We start from the raw sequence: 18,788 nt of genomic DNA, 5'->3' as shown, positions 1-18,788 counted from the left end.
GGTCAGCCCTCCATGGATCCCTTAAGTTCCTTGAGCAGGCGGGCATCCCGCTCGTAGATATCGTTGCGGTACTGAATTCGGCCTTCACCGTCTACCCAGGCGGTCCAGTACTGGAGATGAACCGGTACGGGCCTGGGCAAAAGCACGGTTTGCGGCGCCTGGCCGTCAACGATGCCGTCGATTCTCGCCCGGGACCAGTTGGGTGAACCGGCAAGCAGGCGTTCCGCCAGATCGAAGGGTTGCTCAACCCGAATGCAGCCGGAGCTGAAGGTGCGCTCCGACTTGGCAAACAACCCCCTGCCCGGGGTGTCGTGCAGGTAGACGTCGTACTGGTTGGGCAGCATGAACTTGATCTGTCCGAGCGCGTTCTGAGGCCCCGGCTCCTGCACCAGCTGGTACGGGAAGTTGTTCTTGCCCAGGGCGGACCAGTCGATCATGGCAGGATCAATCCGCACCCGATCGGCGCCCCAGCCCCGGTAGACGCTGATTTTGAGCCTTGCCAGGTAGTCTGGCTCCTTCAGGATCTGGGGCAATTGATCCTGCAGCATGATGGTGCGGGGCACGGTCCAGGTCGGATTGAACACCAGATATTCGATCTGATCGCTGAAGACCGGGGTTTGCCGGAAGGGCTTGCCGACGATCACGCGTTTGCGCAGCACTTCGGAGCCCCGGTCAACCATGGTCAGCTCAAAGCCGGCGATGTTCACCAGCACGTAGGTTTCGCCCAGGGACTCAGGCAACCAGCGCCAGCGCTCCAGGGTGGCGTCAAGCTGGCGTATGCGCGCCGCAGGCGTGAGGTTCAGGGCCTTGAAGGTGTCCCGGCCGATCACTCCGTCCGCCTCCAGCCCGTGCCTTGCCTGAAATGCCTTGATGGCTGTTTCCAGGGGTGCGTTGTAGAGCTGGGTGGCCTGGTCTTCATTCCCGGAAGGCTCAAGGTCGCCCAGGGCGGCCAGCCGGTGGCGTATTTCCGGCAATCGCGGGTCTTGCTCACCCGGCCGGAGCGTGGGTTTGTCGGCCAGTGGCTGCCAGGGCGCCCCGGCTTCCGAGGCCAGTGAACGGCGAACTTCCATCAGTTGGCGATAGGCGGGATGCGCCGGCCTCAGAGCATCCAGTGTCTCACCGATATCGCCGCTGTCGAGCGCATCGGTCAGTACCGACTCCATCTTCCGCTGGCGCCGGTTGGCCGTCCACTCGGCGTGGATGGTCTGGGGGTTGACCTTGCCTTCCAGCAGGTGTGACCCGAACACCAGGAAGGCGTCGGAAAACAACAGGTCGATATCGGCACGGCGTGCCGGCGAGATATCGGCTATCGGCGCGGAGGCCAGGCTTGCCAGGAGATCCGCATGGTAATCACCTGGCAGCAGGCCGTCGTCGCTGGCGCGCCCGATTGCCCCGGCCAGTTGCTGGCGGTACTCCATCGATTCCCAGGCGAGGCGATAGCCGTTGCTGGCGTAGAACGCGGGCAGCGCCTTGCTGGCCATGAGCGGGCTGCCAAGCACTTCTACCGGAAAGCCGCCGTTCAGTGCCTCGATTCTCGAGACGATGTGTTCATTGGCGCCTTCGGCAGCATGGGCGTGCGCAAGCAAGAGCGATGGCAACAGGGTCGCCAGTAGAGTCACAAACGACAGGTGACGAACGTTGATCATGGGTTTTGGTTGCCTCCCCGTGGCAATACTTCCTGAGCGGCCGGTCCTGCCGGAATGCTGAGCTTACCAGTTCTGTTGATATCACCAGAGTGCCATTTGTTCCCCACCCGGGCGCCGGAACCGGTCGACACGCAGCGGCTCCGCCTCATGGAGGTTGAGCCCCAGCTGGCGGGCTTTTTTGGTGAATCGCTGACGGATCAGGTCCGAATAGGGGCCGGTGCCGGTCATCCGTCGGCCGAAGGTGGCATCATAGCTCTTGCCTCCCCGGAGGTCGCGCATGCGGTTCATCACATGTTCGGCCCGTTGAGGAAAGTGCCTGCGCAACCAGTCCTGGAAAAGCTCGTCCAGTTCGTGAGGTAACCGTAGCATAATCCAGCTGGCCCGGGTGGCGCCGGCCCGGGCGGCTGCCTCCAGGATGGCCTCGATCTCATGATCGTTCACAAAGGGAATCACCGGCCCGAGGATGATCCCGGTGGGCACCCCCGCGGCACTGAGTTGCCGGATCATTTTCAGGCGGGTGGCGGGCGCCGCGGTACGGGGTTCCATCGAGCGCTTGAGGTCATTGCTCAGAGTCGTCAGGCTGACCCTGACCGAACACAACCCCTGCGCCGCCATATCGGAAAGCAGGTCGAGGTCCCTGAGAATGAGCGCGCCCTTAGTGATGATCGAGACCGGGTGGCGATAGTCGGACAGCACTTCTAGCACCTGCCGGGTAATCCTCTGGTCCCGCTCCAGGGGCTGGTAGGCGTCGGTATTCACGCCAAGGGCAATGGGCGATACCCGGTAACCCGGCCTATCGAGTTCTTCCCGGAGCCTGGTGGCGGCATTGGGTTTGGCGATCAGCCGGGTCTCGAAATCCAGCCCCGGTGACATGTCCCAGTAGGCATGGGTTGGCCGGGCAAAACAGTAGATGCAGGCATGCTCGCAGCCCCGATAGGGGTTGATCGACTGATCAAACGGCACGTCTGGTGACGAATTCCGGCTGATGATGGTTCTGGCATTCTCCAGAATAACCTCAGTGGCGACGCTGTCCGGGTTGAACTCGTCCTCAGGGTCCCGATACCAGCAGTCGTCCACCTCCCGGTCGGTGGCGATGGGCTGGAAACGGTTGTGCGGATTGAGGGCCGTGGCGCGGGTTTTCATGGGTACACCTGATACTGTTTAAATGTACAGTATCTGCCATGCTAGCGCTGTCTTCTTTGCCGCGCAACTGCCGGGTGTTGCCGGTCATACCCACGCTCAGAGACGGAAGCCCTGCGAAGCCGTGGTCAGGGTCGTCACCTGGGACGAAAGCCGTTCAATGTGGGCGGTGAGGTTCTGACGAATGCCAGACGTTTCCTGGGTGTGGCCATGGATCTGCTCCACTTTCTGGGCGATTTCCTCCGTGGTGGTGGATATGCCCTCTACCGACGAGACTACCTGGTTCATGTCGCCGGCCAGTTGGCGGATGGCGCCGGTGATCTGTTCAATGGCGCGGGCCGCCTCACGGGCGCTCTGCTCGCCCTCTCCGGCGGAACTCAGACCCTCTTCCATGAGGCGGGCAATGGCCCGGGTTTCCTGGTTCAGGGAGTCCACGATCTCGGCAATCCCGTTAGTGGCGTTCACGGTTTTCTCGGCCAGCGAGCGCACTTCGTCGGCCACCACCGAGAAGCCCCGCCCGGCTTCTCCGGCGCGTGCGGCCTCGATGGCGGCATTCAGCGCCAGCAGATTGGTCTGTTCGGCCAGGCCGTTGATAACTCCGACGATGGAGTTGACCTTTTCACCGGTCTTCCCGAGTTTGCCAACCTGATCGTGGGTTTTCTGGATACGTTCGGCCAGGGAAGTCATGGTCTCAGCACTGCGGCGAACCACATCGGCCCCGGAGTGGGCGGCGCCGTTGGCGCTCTGCACAGCATCATTGACTGACTGGGTGTACTTCGCAATATCCACCGCCGTGTGGGAGATTTCCTGCACGGCTGTGGCGGTCTGTTCGGTTTCTTCCTCCACCTGCTCGCCATTGCGCCCCATCTTGTCGACCAGGCCGTCCAGCTCCTGTTGCAGCTCCGACAACATGCGGTTGCCGTCGACCACCTGGCTGATAACGCCGGAGACATCGTCGAGCATCTTGTTGGCGGCCTGTCCCAGGCGCGTGAACTCGTCATTGGGATTTTTGCCGGGTTCCAGCCGATGGCTGAGATCGCCCCCGGCCACACGGGTGAGCAGATCCACGGTGGCGTTCAGACGCTTTACCAGGGTTCTTGAGGCCGTAGTCAGGGTGAGCACCAGGATAACAACAACGGCGAGCGCCGTGATGATGATCAGCCAGGTGGAGAAGGTGCGAGTGTCCTCTGCCTGCTGGCTGGTCGCCACAATCAGTTCCTGACGGAGCAGGTTATTCTGGCGGCTCACCAGGCTGCGTATCGAGCCTCCCACGTTCTCAAGCTGGCTCTCGATACCAGCCAGCTGGCTGGCAAGGGTTTCTGCCCGGGTAAACGCCTCGTCGAAGGCTTTGACGGCCTGGCCGATGTCGATTTCCTGCCAGTCCATCTCGACCACCGTCGCCTTCATGCGCTCGAGAGCTTCCCGCGTGGCCTGGGCGTAGGCAGGGTCGAATGTGTCCAGGTAGTCCCGGTAGGTAGAGGCAATGGTGTTGATGTCGTTATTGAAGATGGAAATGCTGATTTTTCTGAGATTCTCATCAATGGCGGTCGCCATGGTGGCACGCAACCCATCGGAGGCGGTCAGGCCCAGTTGCTGCTTGAGGGCCAGCCATTCGGCCCGAAGTCGGGTATACTCTGCCACCTGAGCCTGTATCTGTTCTGCCATGCTGGCGATGTCGTCATCCGGCAGGGTAACGGCGGACTCGCTGAGTGAGGTGGCCTGTTCTGCCAGCGAGGCCAGTTGCTGCTGGTATTCCTCCACCTGTTCCGGCTCGAGACTACCGCTCAGTCGCTCGAGGGCGAGCCAGTCGTTGAGCAGGGTAAGGGATGCCGATTCGTAGGCTCGCGCCTGCCCCCGTGCCTCGTAGGCGTCCGAGACCCGACCCAGCCCGCTCAGGGAGGCGGTGGTGGCGAGCCCCAGCCCGATCAGGGTGGCGACGATCAACAGCATGAATTTCTGGTTCCAGGACAGGGCCATCAACGTACTCCGGACATTATCGTTTTTATACAACTGACTGAGTTTAGACCAGTTCTCGCCAACTGGCGGTTCTTTTCAATTTCGGGATTCCATGTCTGATCTTGCCAACTACCAATACCTTCTTATCGCCCTGATCTTTGTCTGGAGTGGTTTTGTCCGCTCGGGGCTTGGCTTCGGTGGTGCGGTCCTGTCGTTGCCATTCCTGCTGCTGGTGCATGATCAGCCGCTGGTATTCCTGCCGATCATTGCCGTTCATCTGCTGGTGTTTTCCTCGCTGACCATCTGGATGAACAACCGCAGCCGCTCTACCCCGGGCGAGGTTAGCGCGGGCACCGTTGACTGGCGGTATCTGTGGCGCATTCTCGGTATCATGATCGTGCCCAAGCTGATCGGCGTGTTCGGCCTGATCACCATGCCCTCGGATGTGCTCAGCGCCATTATTTTCGTGATTGTCGCGCTCTACTCGGTGTCCTACATCGTCAATCGCCCATTTCGCAGCGGTAGTCGGGCGGTGGATGCCATTTTCCTGATGGTGGGGGGCTACATCAGCGGCACATCCCTGATCGGTGCGCCGCTGATTATTGCTGTGGTGGCCCAGCACCTGCCCAAGGAAAAGCTGCGAGACACGCTGTTCGCGCTCTGGTTCATTCTGGTGCTCATCAAAATGGCGGCGTTCATCTGGGCGGGCGTCGATCTGCAGTTGATCCATCACCTGTGGCTGTTGCCCTGTGCGGCGGTGGGCCACGTGATCGGGCTCTACGCCCACGACCGCATGCTGCGCGCCGAGACACCGGTGTTTTTCCGGGTGCTCGGCATTGTTCTGCTGGTGGTCAGCAGCCTCGGTATTGTCAGCGTTCTGTGAGCCTTCGGGTGCGCCCTCAGCCGGCGCGCCCGAACACCCGCTCCAGAAATCCCCGCTCGCGAACGTTCGGAATCGGTAGCTGGTCCACCTCCTCCATGGCCTGTCGCCAGAACTTCTCCGGCTCGTCCAGATGCGCCACTTTTGCCCGCTCTTCCTGGCTGTAGTGATTGTGCTCACCGGCAATACCCTGATTCATGAGTTCCTGGGTCCACAGGTAGATGCTGGCACGAACGGTTCTCAGCAAACGGCAGTAGGTATCGCGACTCAGATTGATGGCCAGTTCGGCGGTCAGATTGATGTGCTTCTGGAGAATTGCCATGTCGTCTTTCTCCAGCAGGATGCGGTTGCCGTTGCCTTTCTTGCAATTGACGCAGATTTTTTCCAGCGATTTTACGCCGTCGATGAGGTCGAGGCGGCCGTAGGCGTCTTTCTGTTCCTCGTTCACCGGCGCCGGAATCCACCCGTACTGGGGCGACCTGGCAACAATATGACCGTGCAGCTGGCGCCGGTAAGGTGGCGCTGATTGCGGATCCTGGTAGCCGTCGAATTCTGCCCGTAGCCACGCGGCCATCTTCCGGTGCCGCAGCATCATGGCAAGTGTGATGGCGGAGGGCATGATCTCTTCGAGCAATTCCGCGGCGTCCCGCGTCCGCTCGTCGAGGTGGTTAACGGATGTGGACATTTCTCCTCCTCGACAACGGTGACCCAGGGGCGACCTCCGTTGTCTGTTTGTTATTGTCGGCGATTAAAAAGTAGGCAGATAATGGGCAGACCGCCGTTGTAAAAAGGTTATTGCTTTGTAACGGCCGGTAAATGGATCAGGCATTGGAGGCAGCGCCATGAGCGAGCATCGGGCTTTTCAGCAGCGCAGGTCCGACATGGTGAACGAACAGCTCCGGGCCCGTGGCATTGATTCCCCCGCGGTTCTTGAGGCCATGGGGCGGGTGGCCCGGGAGCAATTTGTACCGGTGCACCTGAGGGACAGCGCCTATGAGGATGGTCCGCTGCCCATCGGTGCCGGGCAGACGATTTCACAGCCTTATATCGTGGCACTGATGATCGAAGCCCTTGACCTGGAGGGCGGCGAGCGGGTTCTGGATATTGGAACCGGCTCGGGTTATGCGGCGGCGGTCCTGGGTTGCATCGCTGGCGAAGTCTTCAGCATCGAACGGATTCAGGAACTGGCGGACAGGGCTGAAAGGACTTTGACGGCGCAGGGTTTCGACAATGTCCGGGTGCGTTGCGGCGATGGCACCCTGGGCTGGCCCGAGCACCAGCCCTTCGATGGCATCGTGGTGGCCGCCGGAGCCCCGGCGGTACCCGAGGCCCTGAAACACCAGTTGACCCTGGGCGGACACCTGGTGATTCCGGTAGGGGGTGAACAGGGCGTTCAGTACCTGGAGCGTGTCACCCGCCTGTCCGATGATGAGTTCCGCACGGAAGATCTGGGCGCGGTTCGCTTTGTGCCCCTGCGTGGTGAGCAGGGCTGGTCCTGAGGCCTCTCTGCTGCGGCCCCTCAACGGCCGGCGTTGGTGCTCTCGAAGATTTTGTCTGCCGAGGCCGCCACAAAGCCGGAGTATAGGTGGCCGTCGGCCTTCGGGTAGCGCAGGGCGAACTCATAGAAGCAACTGGGGATGGTCACGGTCTGGTCCGAGAACTGGACCGGAACGCGATCCGCCATGGTTGATGATTGCTCAAGCAGCTCGGACGGCGACCCTTTGACTTCGCCGCCGGAGGCGTTCACCTCGTAGCCGTTTTCCTTCAGCAACTGATTGATGTCCCTCACCGTGCGGAAGCGCTCCAGATGATTGATGCTGACTGTGAAGTGGTTGGCCCGGTAACCCCAGGCGGCCATCCAGGCGGCGTATTCGCTCTCCTGAAGCAGATTGCTGTAAGTGCCATAGTCGATCTGCCAATGACGTCCCGAATACAGAAAATCATCGGCTGCTACCGCCTCGGGTGAGACCTGATCAACCAGACCCTTGACCGTTGACTGGAGTTCCTTGGAGCACTGGTCAACCAATAGCTCGGAAATAAACACCTTGGGCAAATCCTCCCGCGGAGGCTCGTAATGCCGGGCGTAGAGTTTTTTCGCCTCAAAATGATAGTCGCCACCCTGGCGATAGCCGAGGCTGAGGAAATGTTCTGCCAGGGCATCAAGCCGAACGGGATCAAGGTTGAAGGTTCTCAGGGCGATGTGGTCGTTGACAATGCGCTGGCCTTCCTCGGCACCGAGAATCCTGTGAATGCGTTCCGCGGAGGGCGTCACCTGCCGGTAAGAGTCCCAGAGCTCTTTGAACAGGGTATCGGCGTCAGTATGCATATCGGACCTCCTCATTTGACATGTGTCCCTCGAGCGCGGCTGGCGACTGCCGACCGGTAAGCGGAAGATAGCAGGCCCGGCCGTTTGCGGACAGTCCCAGTGTGCGTGCCAGGGCAGCGGGAACAGTGACGCGCCCGGCGTCGGCATGTAACTGGTGGGACACAGTGGCCCGGAAATCGGCAACACCGGTATTGGTGACAATGGAGTCAGCCCCGGTGCGCGTCCGGTGGCCGGTGGATTCATTCGCGCCTGACAGTATTACCACGGAGCCTGAGCGGGTGCTCTGCACACTTGCGATGTCCTCTCTTCGACATTCCAGAGTAGGGCCACCGTCGATCGGATCCACATAGCCCGCGTGCTGAAAGCCTTCTTTCTCAAGCATCGCCCGCGCTGGCCGGGTGTCGATGTGGACTTCGCCAAGGGCGCTGCGTGCGGCGTCGGTCATCTGTTCGGTTAACAGCGGCTGCTGGTCCGGAATCAGGCCGGGGCCGCGGCTCTGGAGCCAGTTCCAGAACGGCGACTGGCCGGCAGGATCCCAGACGCCCCTCATCTCGGCAATGACCAGGTCAGAGAAACGCTCGGGGTGAAGGGCCATGAACACGAAGCGCACGCGCGACAGCAATTTGCCAGCGTTTGCCCTTCTAAAGGCAGGGCGCAGATACAGGGAGCAGATCTCGGTGCAGCCGCGGTAATGCTGGCATCGGGTCAGCAACTCCCGGGGCCGGCCGACACGGCGCACACCGGTGCTGTCGGTCAGTACCTGCCGGTGAAGGTGAACCAGCGGGCGCTCAATGCCAGCCGAGGCCTCAATGCCGGTGGTCCCCATGATCTCGCCCGTCTCGCAGTCTTCCAGCACGAACAGATAGTGTTCGTTGCCGGGACGCTCTATGGCGCGCTCAAAGCTTGAAACCGAGAGGTCGATTTTCCGGGCCAACGCATCACGGTCCGGCATCAGGGAAGTGAATCCCGGGCCGGATTCCAGGGCAATCTGGTACAGCGCGTCAAGGTCTCCGGGGGCAACCGGTCGAATGAGCATGGCCTGGCTCCTCATGGTTCCGATGAGCCCAGTATGCGTATAAATAATGGCAAAATGCAGACGCAAAATGCGCGATTTGCTATCGTTTATTATCAAAAAGCAAAAGTGACGAATCAAAATGATCAGTTCTCAGGACCAGAAGTTACTCGGCCTGCTACGCCAGAATGCGCGGGCAAGCGTCACCGATCTGGCGCGGGCCCTGCACGTTTCCCGGTCAACGGTGCAGAACCGGATTCGAAGGCTGGAGAACGCTGGTGTAATTCGTGGTTATTCCGTGCAGCTGGGCGGCGAATTTGCGGCAAGCCAGGTAGAGGCACATGTATCCATCAAAGTGGTACAGAAGCTGACCAACCGAACCAATACTGCCCTGGAGGGCCTTAGCCAGGTGTCGCAGCTGTTTTCGGTAAGTGGCGAGTACGACCTGATTGCCATCGTGCAGGCCCAGTCCCTGGAAGAGCTGAGCGCGGTGCTGGATGCCATTGGCAACCTGGAAGGCGTTGAGCGCACCAACTCGGCGGTGGTGCTTGAGACCCGTTTCCGGCGCTGAGGAAATATGAGAGATGGGTCTCAACGGGGGACAAATTGGCCAACGGGCAAGGCACTAAATGCTATTGAGCGGGTCGAAAATCCCGCTAGTATGGATCGGCAACCGATTCGAAGGCGCGCTTCTGTACTCGCGGGCGCGCGTGACAACAAGCAGTACAACAACAAGAATGGAGCACTTGTATGGCGGTAGATCCCCGCAAGCAGACGTCTTTGCATTGCCTTTACTACTGGGCGGAGCAGGCCCCGGACAGGGTTTATCTCACTCAGCCTTACGCGGATGGTCGGGTGGAAGACATCACCTGGAAGCAGGCCGCCGACCAGGTGTCGCGCATGGCGGCTCACCTGAACAGCCTCCAGTTGCCGGAGTCCAGCAACATCGGCATCCTTGGCAAGAACAGCGCCCACTGGATCCTCGCGGATCTGGCGATCTGGGCGGCAGGCCATGTTTCGGTGCCGTTGTACCCCACGCTCAATGGCGATACCGCGGCCTACGTGCTGGAGCACAGTGAGACCAGGCTGCTGTTCCTGGGCAAGCTGGACGGCACCGCCGACGGCTGGAACGACATCAAGGGCCATATTCCCGAGGATTTGCCGATCATCTCCCTGCCCATGTCTCCCCGGGACGACACGCCGAAATGGCTGGAAATCATCAAGAGTCAGGAACCGGCTGAGCCAAAGTTGCCCGATCCTGACAAGCTCGCCACCATTGTTTACACGTCCGGCAGTACCGGCCGACCCAAGGGTGTCATGCACAGCTTCCGTACCATGATCTCGGTGGCGGATGGCCTGCAGCAGCTGTTCCCGGTGTCTTCCGACGAGCGCATGTTGTCCTATCTGCCGCTGGCCCACGTGGCCGAGCGGGCGGCGGTAGAAACCCAATCCCTCTACTACGGCTTTCACCTGTACTTTGCCAACTCTCTGGACACCTTCCAGGAAGACCTGCAGCGGGCCAGGCCAACCCTGTTCTTCTCCGTGCCCCGGCTGTGGATGAAGTTTTATCTGGGCGTCAATGCCAAGCTGCCGCCGAAGAAACAGAAACTGTTGTTCAGCCTGCCCGTTGTGAGCTCTCTGGTTAAAAAGAAAGTGCTTCGCCAGTTGGGGCTGGACCATTGCCGTGCCGCTCTGACAGGTGCCGCGCCCCTGTCGGCGGAGATCGTCAACTGGTACCGGAATCTTGGCCTTGAGTTGCTTGAGGTCTATGGCATGTCGGAGAACTTTGGTTATTCCCATGCCAATCGTCCCGGACAGGCCAGAGCCGGTTCCGTGGGAATGGCTAACCCGGGGGTGGAGCATCGCATCGCCGAGAACGGCGAAGTCGAGGTGAAGAGCCCCGGTCAGATGCTCGGCTACTACAAGAACGAAGAGAAGACCAAAGAGGATCTGACCGAGGACGGCTTCCTCAAGACCGGCGATATGGGTGAGATCGATCGGGACGGCACGCTTCGGATTACCGGCCGGGTAAAGGACATCTTCAAGACCTCGAAGGGCAAATACGTGGTGCCGGTGCCCATCGAGAACCGCTTCAACCACCCCAAAGCCGAAGTGGTGTGTGTGGCGGGGGCCAATCAGCCGCAGCCGTGCCTGATGGTCCTGCTCTCCGAGGAGGCCAGGGATGAGCTGGAAACCGGCGCCGATCGCGGTGCCCTGGAACAGGAGTTGGCGGAGGAGCTGGACGCGGTCAATGCCGAATGCGAGGCCCACGAAAAGGTGGCGTTCGTGGTGGTGGTACGCGAGCCCTGGACCATGGAAAACGGGATGCTGACGCCCACCATGAAGATCAAGCGGAACGTGATCGAGGACTACTACAACCGCAAGATGGATGAGTGGTTCAGCCAGAAGCGCAAGGTTGTCTGGGAGTTCTGAGCCTGAAACGCAAAACGCCGGTGGGGCCCTCGGGCGCCACCGGCGTTTTCAAATCCTTATGCTTGCCTGCCTGTCGGCGCGTCCCCGCGCCCATGACACCTGAGTCGGCTGGCTCAGTGACCGCCTTGAACCTGGGTCATGTCCGGAGCAACGCTGACCGCTTTCCGGTTGAAGCTGCGCATCTTGCGGCTGATATACTGCACCGCCTGCCTCGCAGCAAGACGGGTGTACTGGCGCCTGACCTCAGCACTGTTGTGGAGGATACTGGACGGCAGCGGGTTTACGGTTGCGATATGGGTCTGAGTCATAGCGCCTTCCTCCTTTTATCTGATGGATTGATTAGCGATCTATCTTTAATTTACCAACAATTCTAAGGGTTCTTATTTGCAGCTTGAATACGTTAAAATCCGTACTCTCGTTGCAAATATGCAGTAACTATGGACTGGGATTATCTTCGATACATACGGGCTCTGGCAATAGGCGGAACGCTGGCCAAAGCCGGAGAATTACTGGGTGTGCACCAAACCACAGTTCTGCGTCGGCTCGACCAGATGGAAGAGTCGCTGGGGGTGCAGTTTTTTGAGCGAAGCCGGGATGGTCTGCAGCTTACGCCGGTGGGTGAAACCGCCTTTCGGGAAGCCGAAAGACTGGCCATAGAGATGGAGAATCTTGAGCGCAAGCTGGTGGGCCAGGATTCCGCGCCCGTGGGCAAGGTCAGGCTCGCCGCCGAAGACGCCATGATGAACGAGCTGCTCAGCCCGATTCTTTCGGAGCTGGTACGGTCGTTCCCGGACATCGAGCTGGAAGTTCTCACCGACAACGATGTGGCCAACCTGAGCCATCGCGAGGCTGACCTGACCCTGCGCCCCGAAAACAAACCACAGGCTACACTCGAGGGCACACGGATCGCGGCGATTGAGTCGGCGGTGTATGGTTCCGCCCGCTTCTGCCGTCGCCACCGGAACATGGATGTGGAAAACCACCCGGAGGGCCTACTCTGGATTGTGCCGGATGAAACCTTCAGCCACCTGGCCACCGGCCGGTGGTACCGGAAGCACCTGAAGAACGTGACCTCCTTCATTCGCTGTAACAGCCTGCAGTCGATGCATGCACTGGCCCGGGCGGGTGCGGGCCTTGCGGTACTGCCGTGTTACCTGGGGGAAAGCACCCGGGAGCTCCGTCGGCTGTCAGATCCCCTGGATGGCGAGAGCGTCGACCTCTGGCTTCATGTCAATCAGGACACCCAGCAGATGGCCCGTGTGCGCATTGTCATGGAGTACCTGGTGGAGCGATTGCAGGCGCTGGAGACGCAGATCGAAATTTCCTCTGGCTTCTGATCCTCAGCTCTGGCAGAAGGGCCAGAACTGGTACCAGCGCCAGCACTGGAATTCCTGCTCACAGGTCTTCAGCTGATTGTCGTAACGGAACGCCCGATTGCGGACGCGGCTGGCCAGGCCCGTTATCGCGGGTTTGTGTTCAAAGCTGCGCCGGGCGTAGCCGCCGCGACCCTCGTGGTAGGCGAGATAAAGCTGCCGCGGGGAAGAAAAGGGAATCCCCAGTTGTTCGTGGCTGAGGCGGTTGTACCAGCCCACGAAGTCGAGCGCGTACTCCATATCGGTGCGCACGGTGAACCAGCCACCGCCATTCGCTTCCAGGTACTCACGCCACGCCGGATCAAGCGCCTGCGCATAGCCATAGGCGGTGGTTGGTCGGGTCCAGGGGATGAAACCCCAGAGTTGTGTTCTCGGCGGACGGGCATGGCTGCGGAAAGACGACTCGTAATAGACGAAGGCCATCTGGGTTGCGATGGGCGTGCCCCAGCGTTGTTCGGAATCCCGGGCGTAGTCATACCAAACCGGGTGCTCCCGGAAGATGTCGCAGAGATTGTCCGGGTTGGCGGGCGGGTCTGGCTCGAGCAGGCTGAAGCGCAGTGTCGCCCAAACTCCCATCAGCAAACCCAGCAACGGCAGGCCATACCACCTGGCCCGGCTCTTCCAGAGCGCCAGGTTGCGGCGTCGGCGTTGCGCTGGCCGGCGTGGCTGTGTCCGTTTTCCTACCAAACCGTCATCTCCGTAGCCCCGGGTTTGCTTGCCGCAGCCGGGGCCGACATGGCATAAGGGAACGACCAATGTGTCTCGGATGATAGGTAAATGAAGCGCATTCCCCTAGTTAAACCTCTTTTATTCGCCGCTCTGCTCACTGCAGGCGCAGGCACCGTTCACGCGGCACCGGACGCCCGCCAGGTACTGGCGGTTTCACCGATTGACGATATTGTCGCGCAGTACCCGGCCATGATGAGCCAGGGTATCCGCCAGGGACTGAAACAGAGCGGCCAGCTGCCACCGGTGGTGGCGGGCACTATCGGTACTCTCGTCAGTAACAGCTTCAGCGCCGCCGATATTGAGCAGCAGATTGTTGCCGACCTTGGTGAAAAGCTGACCCCGGCCCAGCTGCAGGCCGTACACGACTGGTACCAGACACCGGTGGCCCGGAAGATCTCGGCCGCAGAAATTGCCGCCTCGTCCCCTGAAGCCTGGCAGACCATCCAGGCTCGCGCCCCGGAGCTCAACGAGAGGTTCAAGGGCACCCGGAAAGCGGAGATGTTTGACCGCTTTGATCGCGCCGCCCGGGCAACCGAGAGCGCCGTGGACACCACTATTGCCGTGCAACTCGGGTTGGCCTCGGCGTTGGCCGCCTTCAGCAACGATTCGGCCAACCACGAGCAGCTTCGCCAGCGCATCGAAAGCCAGCGTAGTATGCTCAGCGGCGTGGTTGGGCAACAGGTTTACGACAGTTATCTGTACACCTACGAAAATATCGGCGCCCAGGAACTGGAGCTGTATCTGAAGTTTCTGGAAAGTCCTGCCGGTGCGGCGTTTTCACGGGTAGTGACGAACAGCATCCAGCAGGCCATCACCGAACCGGTCGTCAGTATTGGTCAGCAGATGTCCCGCTTGCTGCGGCCGGAGACCTCAACCGGCCAGTGATGGCAGACAATTGGCGTTGCTGGAGGATTTGAACAAACCTCCAATCCGGTCCACGCTCTAGAGAGATCTTTACGGAACTCGCCAGAGCCCAGGCCGGGGGAACGCCATGGACTTCAACGCCTATCAGAACGCCTTGTCCTCGCAGCTTCGGGGATACGAATGCCCGTTCCCGGAGCAGGAGTTTGCCAACCGCCTGGCCCGGGTCCGCGACCGGATGGTGCGGGAGGATTTCGGGGCGCTGCTGCTGACCGACCCCTCCGATATCTTCTATCTTACCGGCTACAGTACCTTCGAGGTCTCCGTGCACGTAGCGCTGGTGGTGACCCATGAGGAGCTGCTCCTGCAGGTGCCGTCCATCGAGATGGGTCCGGCCATGGTGACCACCCGGGTGGCCCGGGTGGTCGGCTACCGTTGGGAGGGGATCGGCGAAGTCCTCGAGCCGCTGGTGCAGGCGCTCAACAACGGTATCGAAACGGTGGGTATTGATGCTTGGCACGGCTCACTGCGCCAGGGCGTTCTGGAAGGTCTCAGGGCGAGAATGCCTTCGACCCGGCTCCAGAACAATGGTGGCCTGCTGAAAAAGGTGCGGATGGTTAAATCCGATGCCGAACTCGACTTTCTCCGGGAGAGTGCCCGTATTACGGCCGAGGGACTGGCTGCAGCGGTGGCCGCCGTTCGCCCCGGCATGACGGACAACGCCATCGCTGCGGTGGGCGCCACCGCCCTGCTGGAAGCGGGTAGCGAATTCATGAGTATGCAGCCGATTGTCACCACCGGCAGGCGCAGCAGCGTGATTCATTGCAATCACCGGCGCACCGTCATCGAGGAGGGCGACCCGGTGTTCCTGGAGTTCGGCGCGGCCTGGCACCGGTACACCGCGCCCATGATGCAGACCGTGGTCGCCGGCGGCCGGCCGTCGGCGGAGATGCAACGGGTCCACGACGGCTGTCGTCGCATTGTGGATAGTCTGCTGGCCACTGTGCGCCCGGGCGTCAGCTTCGATCACGCCGCCCAGGAAGCCGAGCGGGCTTTGGCGCCGCTGGCGGATTCGGTGTTCTTCTCAGGGGTATTCGGCTACACCGTGGGCGCGCAGTTTCCGCCATCCTGGGTGGAGGGCTCGGGGTTCATTGCCCGTGGGGGTAACGTCGAGTTCCGGCCCGGCATGGTGTTCCACCTGCCGATATGCCTCCGGATTCCCGGCCAGTGGGGGATTGGCTGCAGCGAAACCATTGTGGTGACCGGGCAGGGGGCCGAAACTCTTACCGAGAATCCGTGGCAGCTTGGCCAGGTGGCCGGATAAGCCGAAGGTCCACCAGGAAGACCGACCGCGGCGCTGGCAGTTGCACCGCAAACAGTCCCAGCCGGCGAATCCGGTCCATGTCCATGCGCCGCTGCCGCGGGGCATTGGCCACTTGTTGCAGACCCAGTTCGAAGGTATTCAGTCCCGGCGCCAGCGTCAGTTGGGTGTTAAACCGGTCGCCGTAGGCGTTCGTTCCCCGATCATGGGCCACATCATTGATGCGCAGGGTCATTGTCAGTGACTCCGGGTCGGGGTTGAACAGGGTAATGGCCAGCCGGTCGTAGCCGCTCCAGTCCGATGGCAGGTTGTGGAGTGTGACTCCGGAGCATAGCGCCGTGCCCAGGTCCAGTCGCAGACTGTAGGGGTGCTCGCCGGTGTGTTGCCGGGAGAGCACGGGGTTGCCGCCCCAGAAGGGGGCGGGGTTGTCCCGGCCAAAATCATACAGTAGCGGCAGTTGTTGATGGACCTGCCATTGGCGCGCCGCAACCACGCCGGTGGCGCCAAGCTCGAGGCACAGTAGCAGCGCGACGATGCCGGCCATCAGGCGCTCACGCGGGGTAGCGGGCGCTCCCTGGTACAGCAGTGGCCGCCCGGCCAGAACCAACCAGCTGCCAATAAGATTGCGTAGCAGATCGTGGCCGTCGAGGTCGCGACCATGGCTGGATTGAATCAGTTCGATGACTAATCCGAGCCCAAGCAGCAGTGCGGTGACCGCAATCCAGAGCCGCCAGCCCCCGAGCCAGCGCCATGGGCGAATGGCCAGAGTCAGCAGCGCGAAAAGAACAAGGTGGCCAAGATTCCAGGCCGATTTGAGAAGGGGCCCCGAAGCCCAGTCCGGGCCGCCGATAAACAGAAAGGGGGCAATCAGCAGAGAGGCGAACCCGGCCAGCAACGACAGCCGCCGGCCGGGTTCCGGCGCTTGCGCCGGAGGGTCAGAGACCATCAGCTGCGGCTGGTGACTTCCAGCAGATGGTAGCCGAACTGGGTCTTGATCGGGCCGATTACGGTGTTGAGCTCACTGTTGAATACGGCCTTGTCGAATTCGGGCACCATCTGTCCCGGGCCGAAGGAGCCCAGGTCGCCGCCGTTGCGGCCTGACGGGCAGGAGGAGTGCTGCTTTGCCACTTCCGCAAAATCCTGACCGCCTTCGATGGCCTTCTTGAGTTCTTCACATTTCGCTTCGCTGTCCACCAGAATGTGGCGTGCTGTTGCCTGAGCCATGTTGATTCTCCTTGGTTCGGCTGAATGGGCCTGTGTTCGGGTTAATGGGATGATCAGAACCGGAATGCTGCCCGCACAGCTCGCCGGAGGCAAGCGCTTTTTATCCGTGTTTCTGCGGCCTCACGGTGAGCCCGGCAAACCTGTACAATGCCGGCTTTCGTTTCGCCGGCGCCTCGCTGGCCCCACATCGACAGGTTTGCTTCTTGATCTCCACCGCCAACATCACCATGCAGTTCGGGGCCAAGCCCCTGTTTGAGAACGTCTCCGCCAAATTCGGCAACGGCAACCGCTACGGTTTGATCGGGGCTAACGGCTGCGGCAAGTCCACACTGATGAAAATCCTCGGTGGCGATCTTGAGCCCTCGGCCGGCCAGGTCATGCTCGAGCCCAACACCCGCCTGGGTAAACTGCGCCAGGATCAGTTCGCCTTCGAGGACTGCTCGGTGATTGATACCGTGATCATGGGCCATGAAGAGCTGTGGAATGTCAAGAAAGAACGGGACCGCATCTACTCCCTGCCGGAGATGAGCGAGGAAGACGGCATGGCCGTGGCCGACCTGGAAGTGCAGTTCGCCGAGATGGACGGTTTCACCGCTGAATCCCGGGCCGGCGAGTTGCTGCTGGGCCTGGATATCCCGCTAGAGCAGCACAACGGTCCCATGAGTGCCCTGGCGCCGGGCTGGAAACTGCGGGTGCTGCTCGCCCAGGCCCTGTTCTCCGATCCGGACGTGCTGCTGTTGGACGAGCCCACCAACCACCTGGATATCAACACCATCCGCTGGCTGGAAAACATCCTGGTGGCCCGCAACAGCACCATGATTATCATCTCCCACGACCGTCATTTCCTGAACAGCGTGTGTACCCACATGGCGGACCTGGATTACGGCGAGCTGCGCCTGTTTCCGGGTAATTACGACGAATACATGACAGCTGCGACCCAGGCCCGTGAACGCATGCTGGCGGACAACGCCAAGAAGAAGGCACAGATTGCCGAGTTGCAGCAGTTCGTCAGCCGCTTCTCGGCCAACGCCTCCAAGGCCAAGCAGGCTACTTCCCGGGCCCGCCAGATCGACAAGATCCAGCTGGAGGAGGTGAAACCCTCCAGCCGGGTGAGTCCGTTCATCCGGTTCGAGCAGGGCAAGAAGCTGCACCGCCAGGCCGTGACCGTGAAAGATCTCTACAAGGGCTTCGGCGAGGAGTGTGTGCTGTCGAAGCTGAACTTCCAGATCGAAGCCGGCGAGCGTGTCGCCATCATTGGCCCCAACGGCATCGGCAAGACCACACTGCTGCAATGCCTTGCCGGCGCATATGCGCCGGACAGCGGCGAGGTGAAATGGACCGACAGCGCGGAAGTGGGCTATTTCGCGCAGGACCACACCGCGGACTTCGCCGACGACGAAACCCTGACCGACTGGATGGCCCAGTGGACCAAGGGTGGCGAGCAGCTGGTGCGCGGCACCCTGGGGCGGATGCTGTTCTCGGGCGACGACATCGGAAAGTCCGTGCGGGTGATCTCGGGTGGTGAGCAGGGCCGCATGCTGTTCGGCAAGCTGATCCTGCAGAAGCCCAACGTGATGCTGATGGACGAGCCCACCAACCACCTGGACATGGAATCCATCGAGGCGCTGAACCTGGCGCTGGAGAACTATCCGGGGACACTGATTTTCGTGAGTCACGATCGGGAGTTTGTTTCTTCGCTGGCGACGCGGATCATCGAATTAAAGGCTGATGGTGTTACCGATTTCAGTGGGTCCTACGATGATTACCTTCGGAGCCAGGGGTATCTTTAAGTTTTGACCTCGGGGCGGCGGCCGGGCGGGGCTGGCTTCCCAAAACCCGCTCCTTCGGCACGTCCATGTGACGCTTGAGCTCCGCCATCCATGGCTC

Annotated in this window: 18 protein-coding genes; 8 read left to right on the top strand and 10 right to left on the bottom strand. The window is 61.0% G+C overall.

The window, feature by feature from the left end:
• Nucleotides 1-2: 2 nt before the first annotated feature.
• The 3 genes from AC0J1C_RS13020 to AC0J1C_RS13010 form a co-directional block, all read right to left on the bottom strand.
• A complete protein-coding gene (locus AC0J1C_RS13020; protein ID WP_473044237.1) occupies nt 3-1,646 on the bottom strand; it encodes a L,D-transpeptidase family protein in 1,644 nt (547 codons plus the stop codon).
• Nucleotides 1,647-1,727: 81 nt separating this feature from the next.
• On the bottom strand, nt 1,728-2,789 hold the full coding sequence (locus tag AC0J1C_RS13015; protein WP_473044236.1) for a PA0069 family radical SAM protein: 1,062 nt from the start codon (nt 2,787-2,789) through the stop codon (nt 1,728-1,730).
• A 96-nt stretch (nt 2,790-2,885) separates the two neighbouring features.
• Nucleotides 2,886-4,763 carry a methyl-accepting chemotaxis protein gene (locus tag AC0J1C_RS13010; protein ID WP_473044235.1) on the bottom strand — a complete coding sequence of 626 codons (1,878 nt, stop codon included), beginning with the start codon at nt 4,761-4,763 and terminating at the stop codon, nt 2,886-2,888.
• 91 nt (nt 4,764-4,854) lie between these two features.
• On the opposite strand from AC0J1C_RS13010, the gene AC0J1C_RS13005 reads away from it, so the two are divergent.
• A complete protein-coding gene (locus AC0J1C_RS13005) occupies nt 4,855-5,625 on the top strand; it encodes a TSUP family transporter (protein ID WP_473044234.1) in 771 nt (256 codons plus the stop codon).
• Nucleotides 5,626-5,641: 16 nt separating this feature from the next.
• Here the strand turns inward: AC0J1C_RS13005 and AC0J1C_RS13000 are convergent, their stop codons facing one another.
• Complete coding sequence (locus AC0J1C_RS13000) at nt 5,642-6,307, bottom strand: AbiTii domain-containing protein (protein ID WP_473044233.1); 666 nt, start codon at nt 6,305-6,307, stop codon at nt 5,642-5,644.
• A 157-nt stretch (nt 6,308-6,464) separates the two neighbouring features.
• Between AC0J1C_RS13000 and AC0J1C_RS12995 the strand changes: the two genes are divergently transcribed.
• Complete coding sequence (locus AC0J1C_RS12995) at nt 6,465-7,121, top strand: protein-L-isoaspartate(D-aspartate) O-methyltransferase (protein WP_473044232.1); 657 nt, start codon at nt 6,465-6,467, stop codon at nt 7,119-7,121.
• 20 nt (nt 7,122-7,141) lie between these two features.
• Here AC0J1C_RS12995 and AC0J1C_RS12990 read toward each other — a convergent pair whose 3' ends face one another.
• Both AC0J1C_RS12990 and AC0J1C_RS12985 read right to left on the bottom strand, forming a co-directional pair.
• The gene (locus tag AC0J1C_RS12990; protein WP_473044231.1) at nt 7,142-7,948 is read right to left on the bottom strand and encodes a 2-oxoadipate dioxygenase/decarboxylase family protein; all 807 of its coding nucleotides are present in this window, start codon (nt 7,946-7,948) and stop codon (nt 7,142-7,144) included.
• On the bottom strand, nt 7,938-8,984 hold the full coding sequence (locus AC0J1C_RS12985; RefSeq protein WP_473044230.1) for an arginine N-succinyltransferase: 1,047 nt from the start codon (nt 8,982-8,984) through the stop codon (nt 7,938-7,940). The genes AC0J1C_RS12990 and AC0J1C_RS12985 overlap by 11 nt, the downstream gene beginning before the upstream one ends.
• 118 nt (nt 8,985-9,102) lie before the next feature.
• Between AC0J1C_RS12985 and AC0J1C_RS12980 the strand changes: the two genes are divergently transcribed.
• Both AC0J1C_RS12980 and AC0J1C_RS12975 read left to right on the top strand, forming a co-directional pair.
• Nucleotides 9,103-9,531 (top strand): Lrp/AsnC family transcriptional regulator, encoded by a 429-nt coding sequence (locus tag AC0J1C_RS12980; protein WP_473044229.1) that lies wholly within the window; start codon nt 9,103-9,105, stop codon nt 9,529-9,531.
• A gap of 179 nt (nt 9,532-9,710) precedes the next feature.
• Nucleotides 9,711-11,393, top strand: a complete 1,683-nt coding sequence (locus tag AC0J1C_RS12975; RefSeq protein ID WP_473044228.1) for an AMP-binding protein — start codon at nt 9,711-9,713, stop codon at nt 11,391-11,393.
• Nucleotides 11,394-11,506: 113 nt separating this feature from the next.
• On the opposite strand, the gene AC0J1C_RS12970 is transcribed toward AC0J1C_RS12975, so the two are convergent.
• Nucleotides 11,507-11,701: a hypothetical protein gene (locus AC0J1C_RS12970; protein WP_375192205.1), complete on the bottom strand. Its 195-nt coding sequence runs from the start codon at nt 11,699-11,701 to the stop codon at nt 11,507-11,509.
• 129 nt (nt 11,702-11,830) lie between these two features.
• Here AC0J1C_RS12970 and AC0J1C_RS12965 point away from each other — a divergent pair, with 129 nt between their 5' ends.
• Nucleotides 11,831-12,730 carry a LysR family transcriptional regulator gene (locus AC0J1C_RS12965; RefSeq protein ID WP_375192204.1) on the top strand — a complete coding sequence of 300 codons (900 nt, stop codon included), beginning with the start codon at nt 11,831-11,833 and terminating at the stop codon, nt 12,728-12,730.
• Between the two features lie 3 nt (nt 12,731-12,733).
• Here AC0J1C_RS12965 and AC0J1C_RS12960 read toward each other — a convergent pair whose 3' ends face one another.
• Complete coding sequence (locus AC0J1C_RS12960) at nt 12,734-13,453, bottom strand: transglycosylase SLT domain-containing protein (RefSeq protein WP_473044227.1); 720 nt, start codon at nt 13,451-13,453, stop codon at nt 12,734-12,736.
• A gap of 90 nt (nt 13,454-13,543) precedes the next feature.
• On the opposite strand from AC0J1C_RS12960, the gene AC0J1C_RS12955 reads away from it, so the two are divergent.
• Nucleotides 13,544-14,380: a DUF2059 domain-containing protein gene (locus AC0J1C_RS12955; protein ID WP_473044226.1), complete on the top strand. Its 837-nt coding sequence runs from the start codon at nt 13,544-13,546 to the stop codon at nt 14,378-14,380.
• Nucleotides 14,381-14,486: 106 nt separating this feature from the next.
• Complete coding sequence (locus tag AC0J1C_RS12950; RefSeq protein WP_473044225.1) at nt 14,487-15,680, top strand: M24 family metallopeptidase; 1,194 nt, start codon at nt 14,487-14,489, stop codon at nt 15,678-15,680.
• On the opposite strand, the gene AC0J1C_RS12945 is transcribed toward AC0J1C_RS12950, so the two are convergent.
• Both AC0J1C_RS12945 and AC0J1C_RS12940 read right to left on the bottom strand, forming a co-directional pair.
• Nucleotides 15,640-16,623, bottom strand: a complete 984-nt coding sequence (locus tag AC0J1C_RS12945) for a VanZ family protein (RefSeq protein WP_473044224.1) — start codon at nt 16,621-16,623, stop codon at nt 15,640-15,642. The two genes, AC0J1C_RS12950 and AC0J1C_RS12945, sit on opposite strands and share 41 nt — an antisense overlap.
• The gene (locus tag AC0J1C_RS12940; protein WP_008939100.1) at nt 16,623-16,901 is read right to left on the bottom strand and encodes a peptidylprolyl isomerase; all 279 of its coding nucleotides are present in this window, start codon (nt 16,899-16,901) and stop codon (nt 16,623-16,625) included. Before AC0J1C_RS12940 ends, AC0J1C_RS12945 begins: the two co-directional genes overlap by 1 nt.
• 203 nt (nt 16,902-17,104) lie before the next feature.
• Here AC0J1C_RS12940 and AC0J1C_RS12935 point away from each other — a divergent pair, with 203 nt between their 5' ends.
• Nucleotides 17,105-18,691: an ABC-F family ATPase gene (locus AC0J1C_RS12935; protein WP_473044223.1), complete on the top strand. Its 1,587-nt coding sequence runs from the start codon at nt 17,105-17,107 to the stop codon at nt 18,689-18,691.
• The last annotated feature ends 97 nt before the right edge of the window (nt 18,692-18,788 follow it).

The sequence above is a fragment of the Marinobacter sp. E2 genome (assembly GCF_055755345.1).
This window is presented reverse-complemented; position numbering and strand designations above follow the sequence as displayed.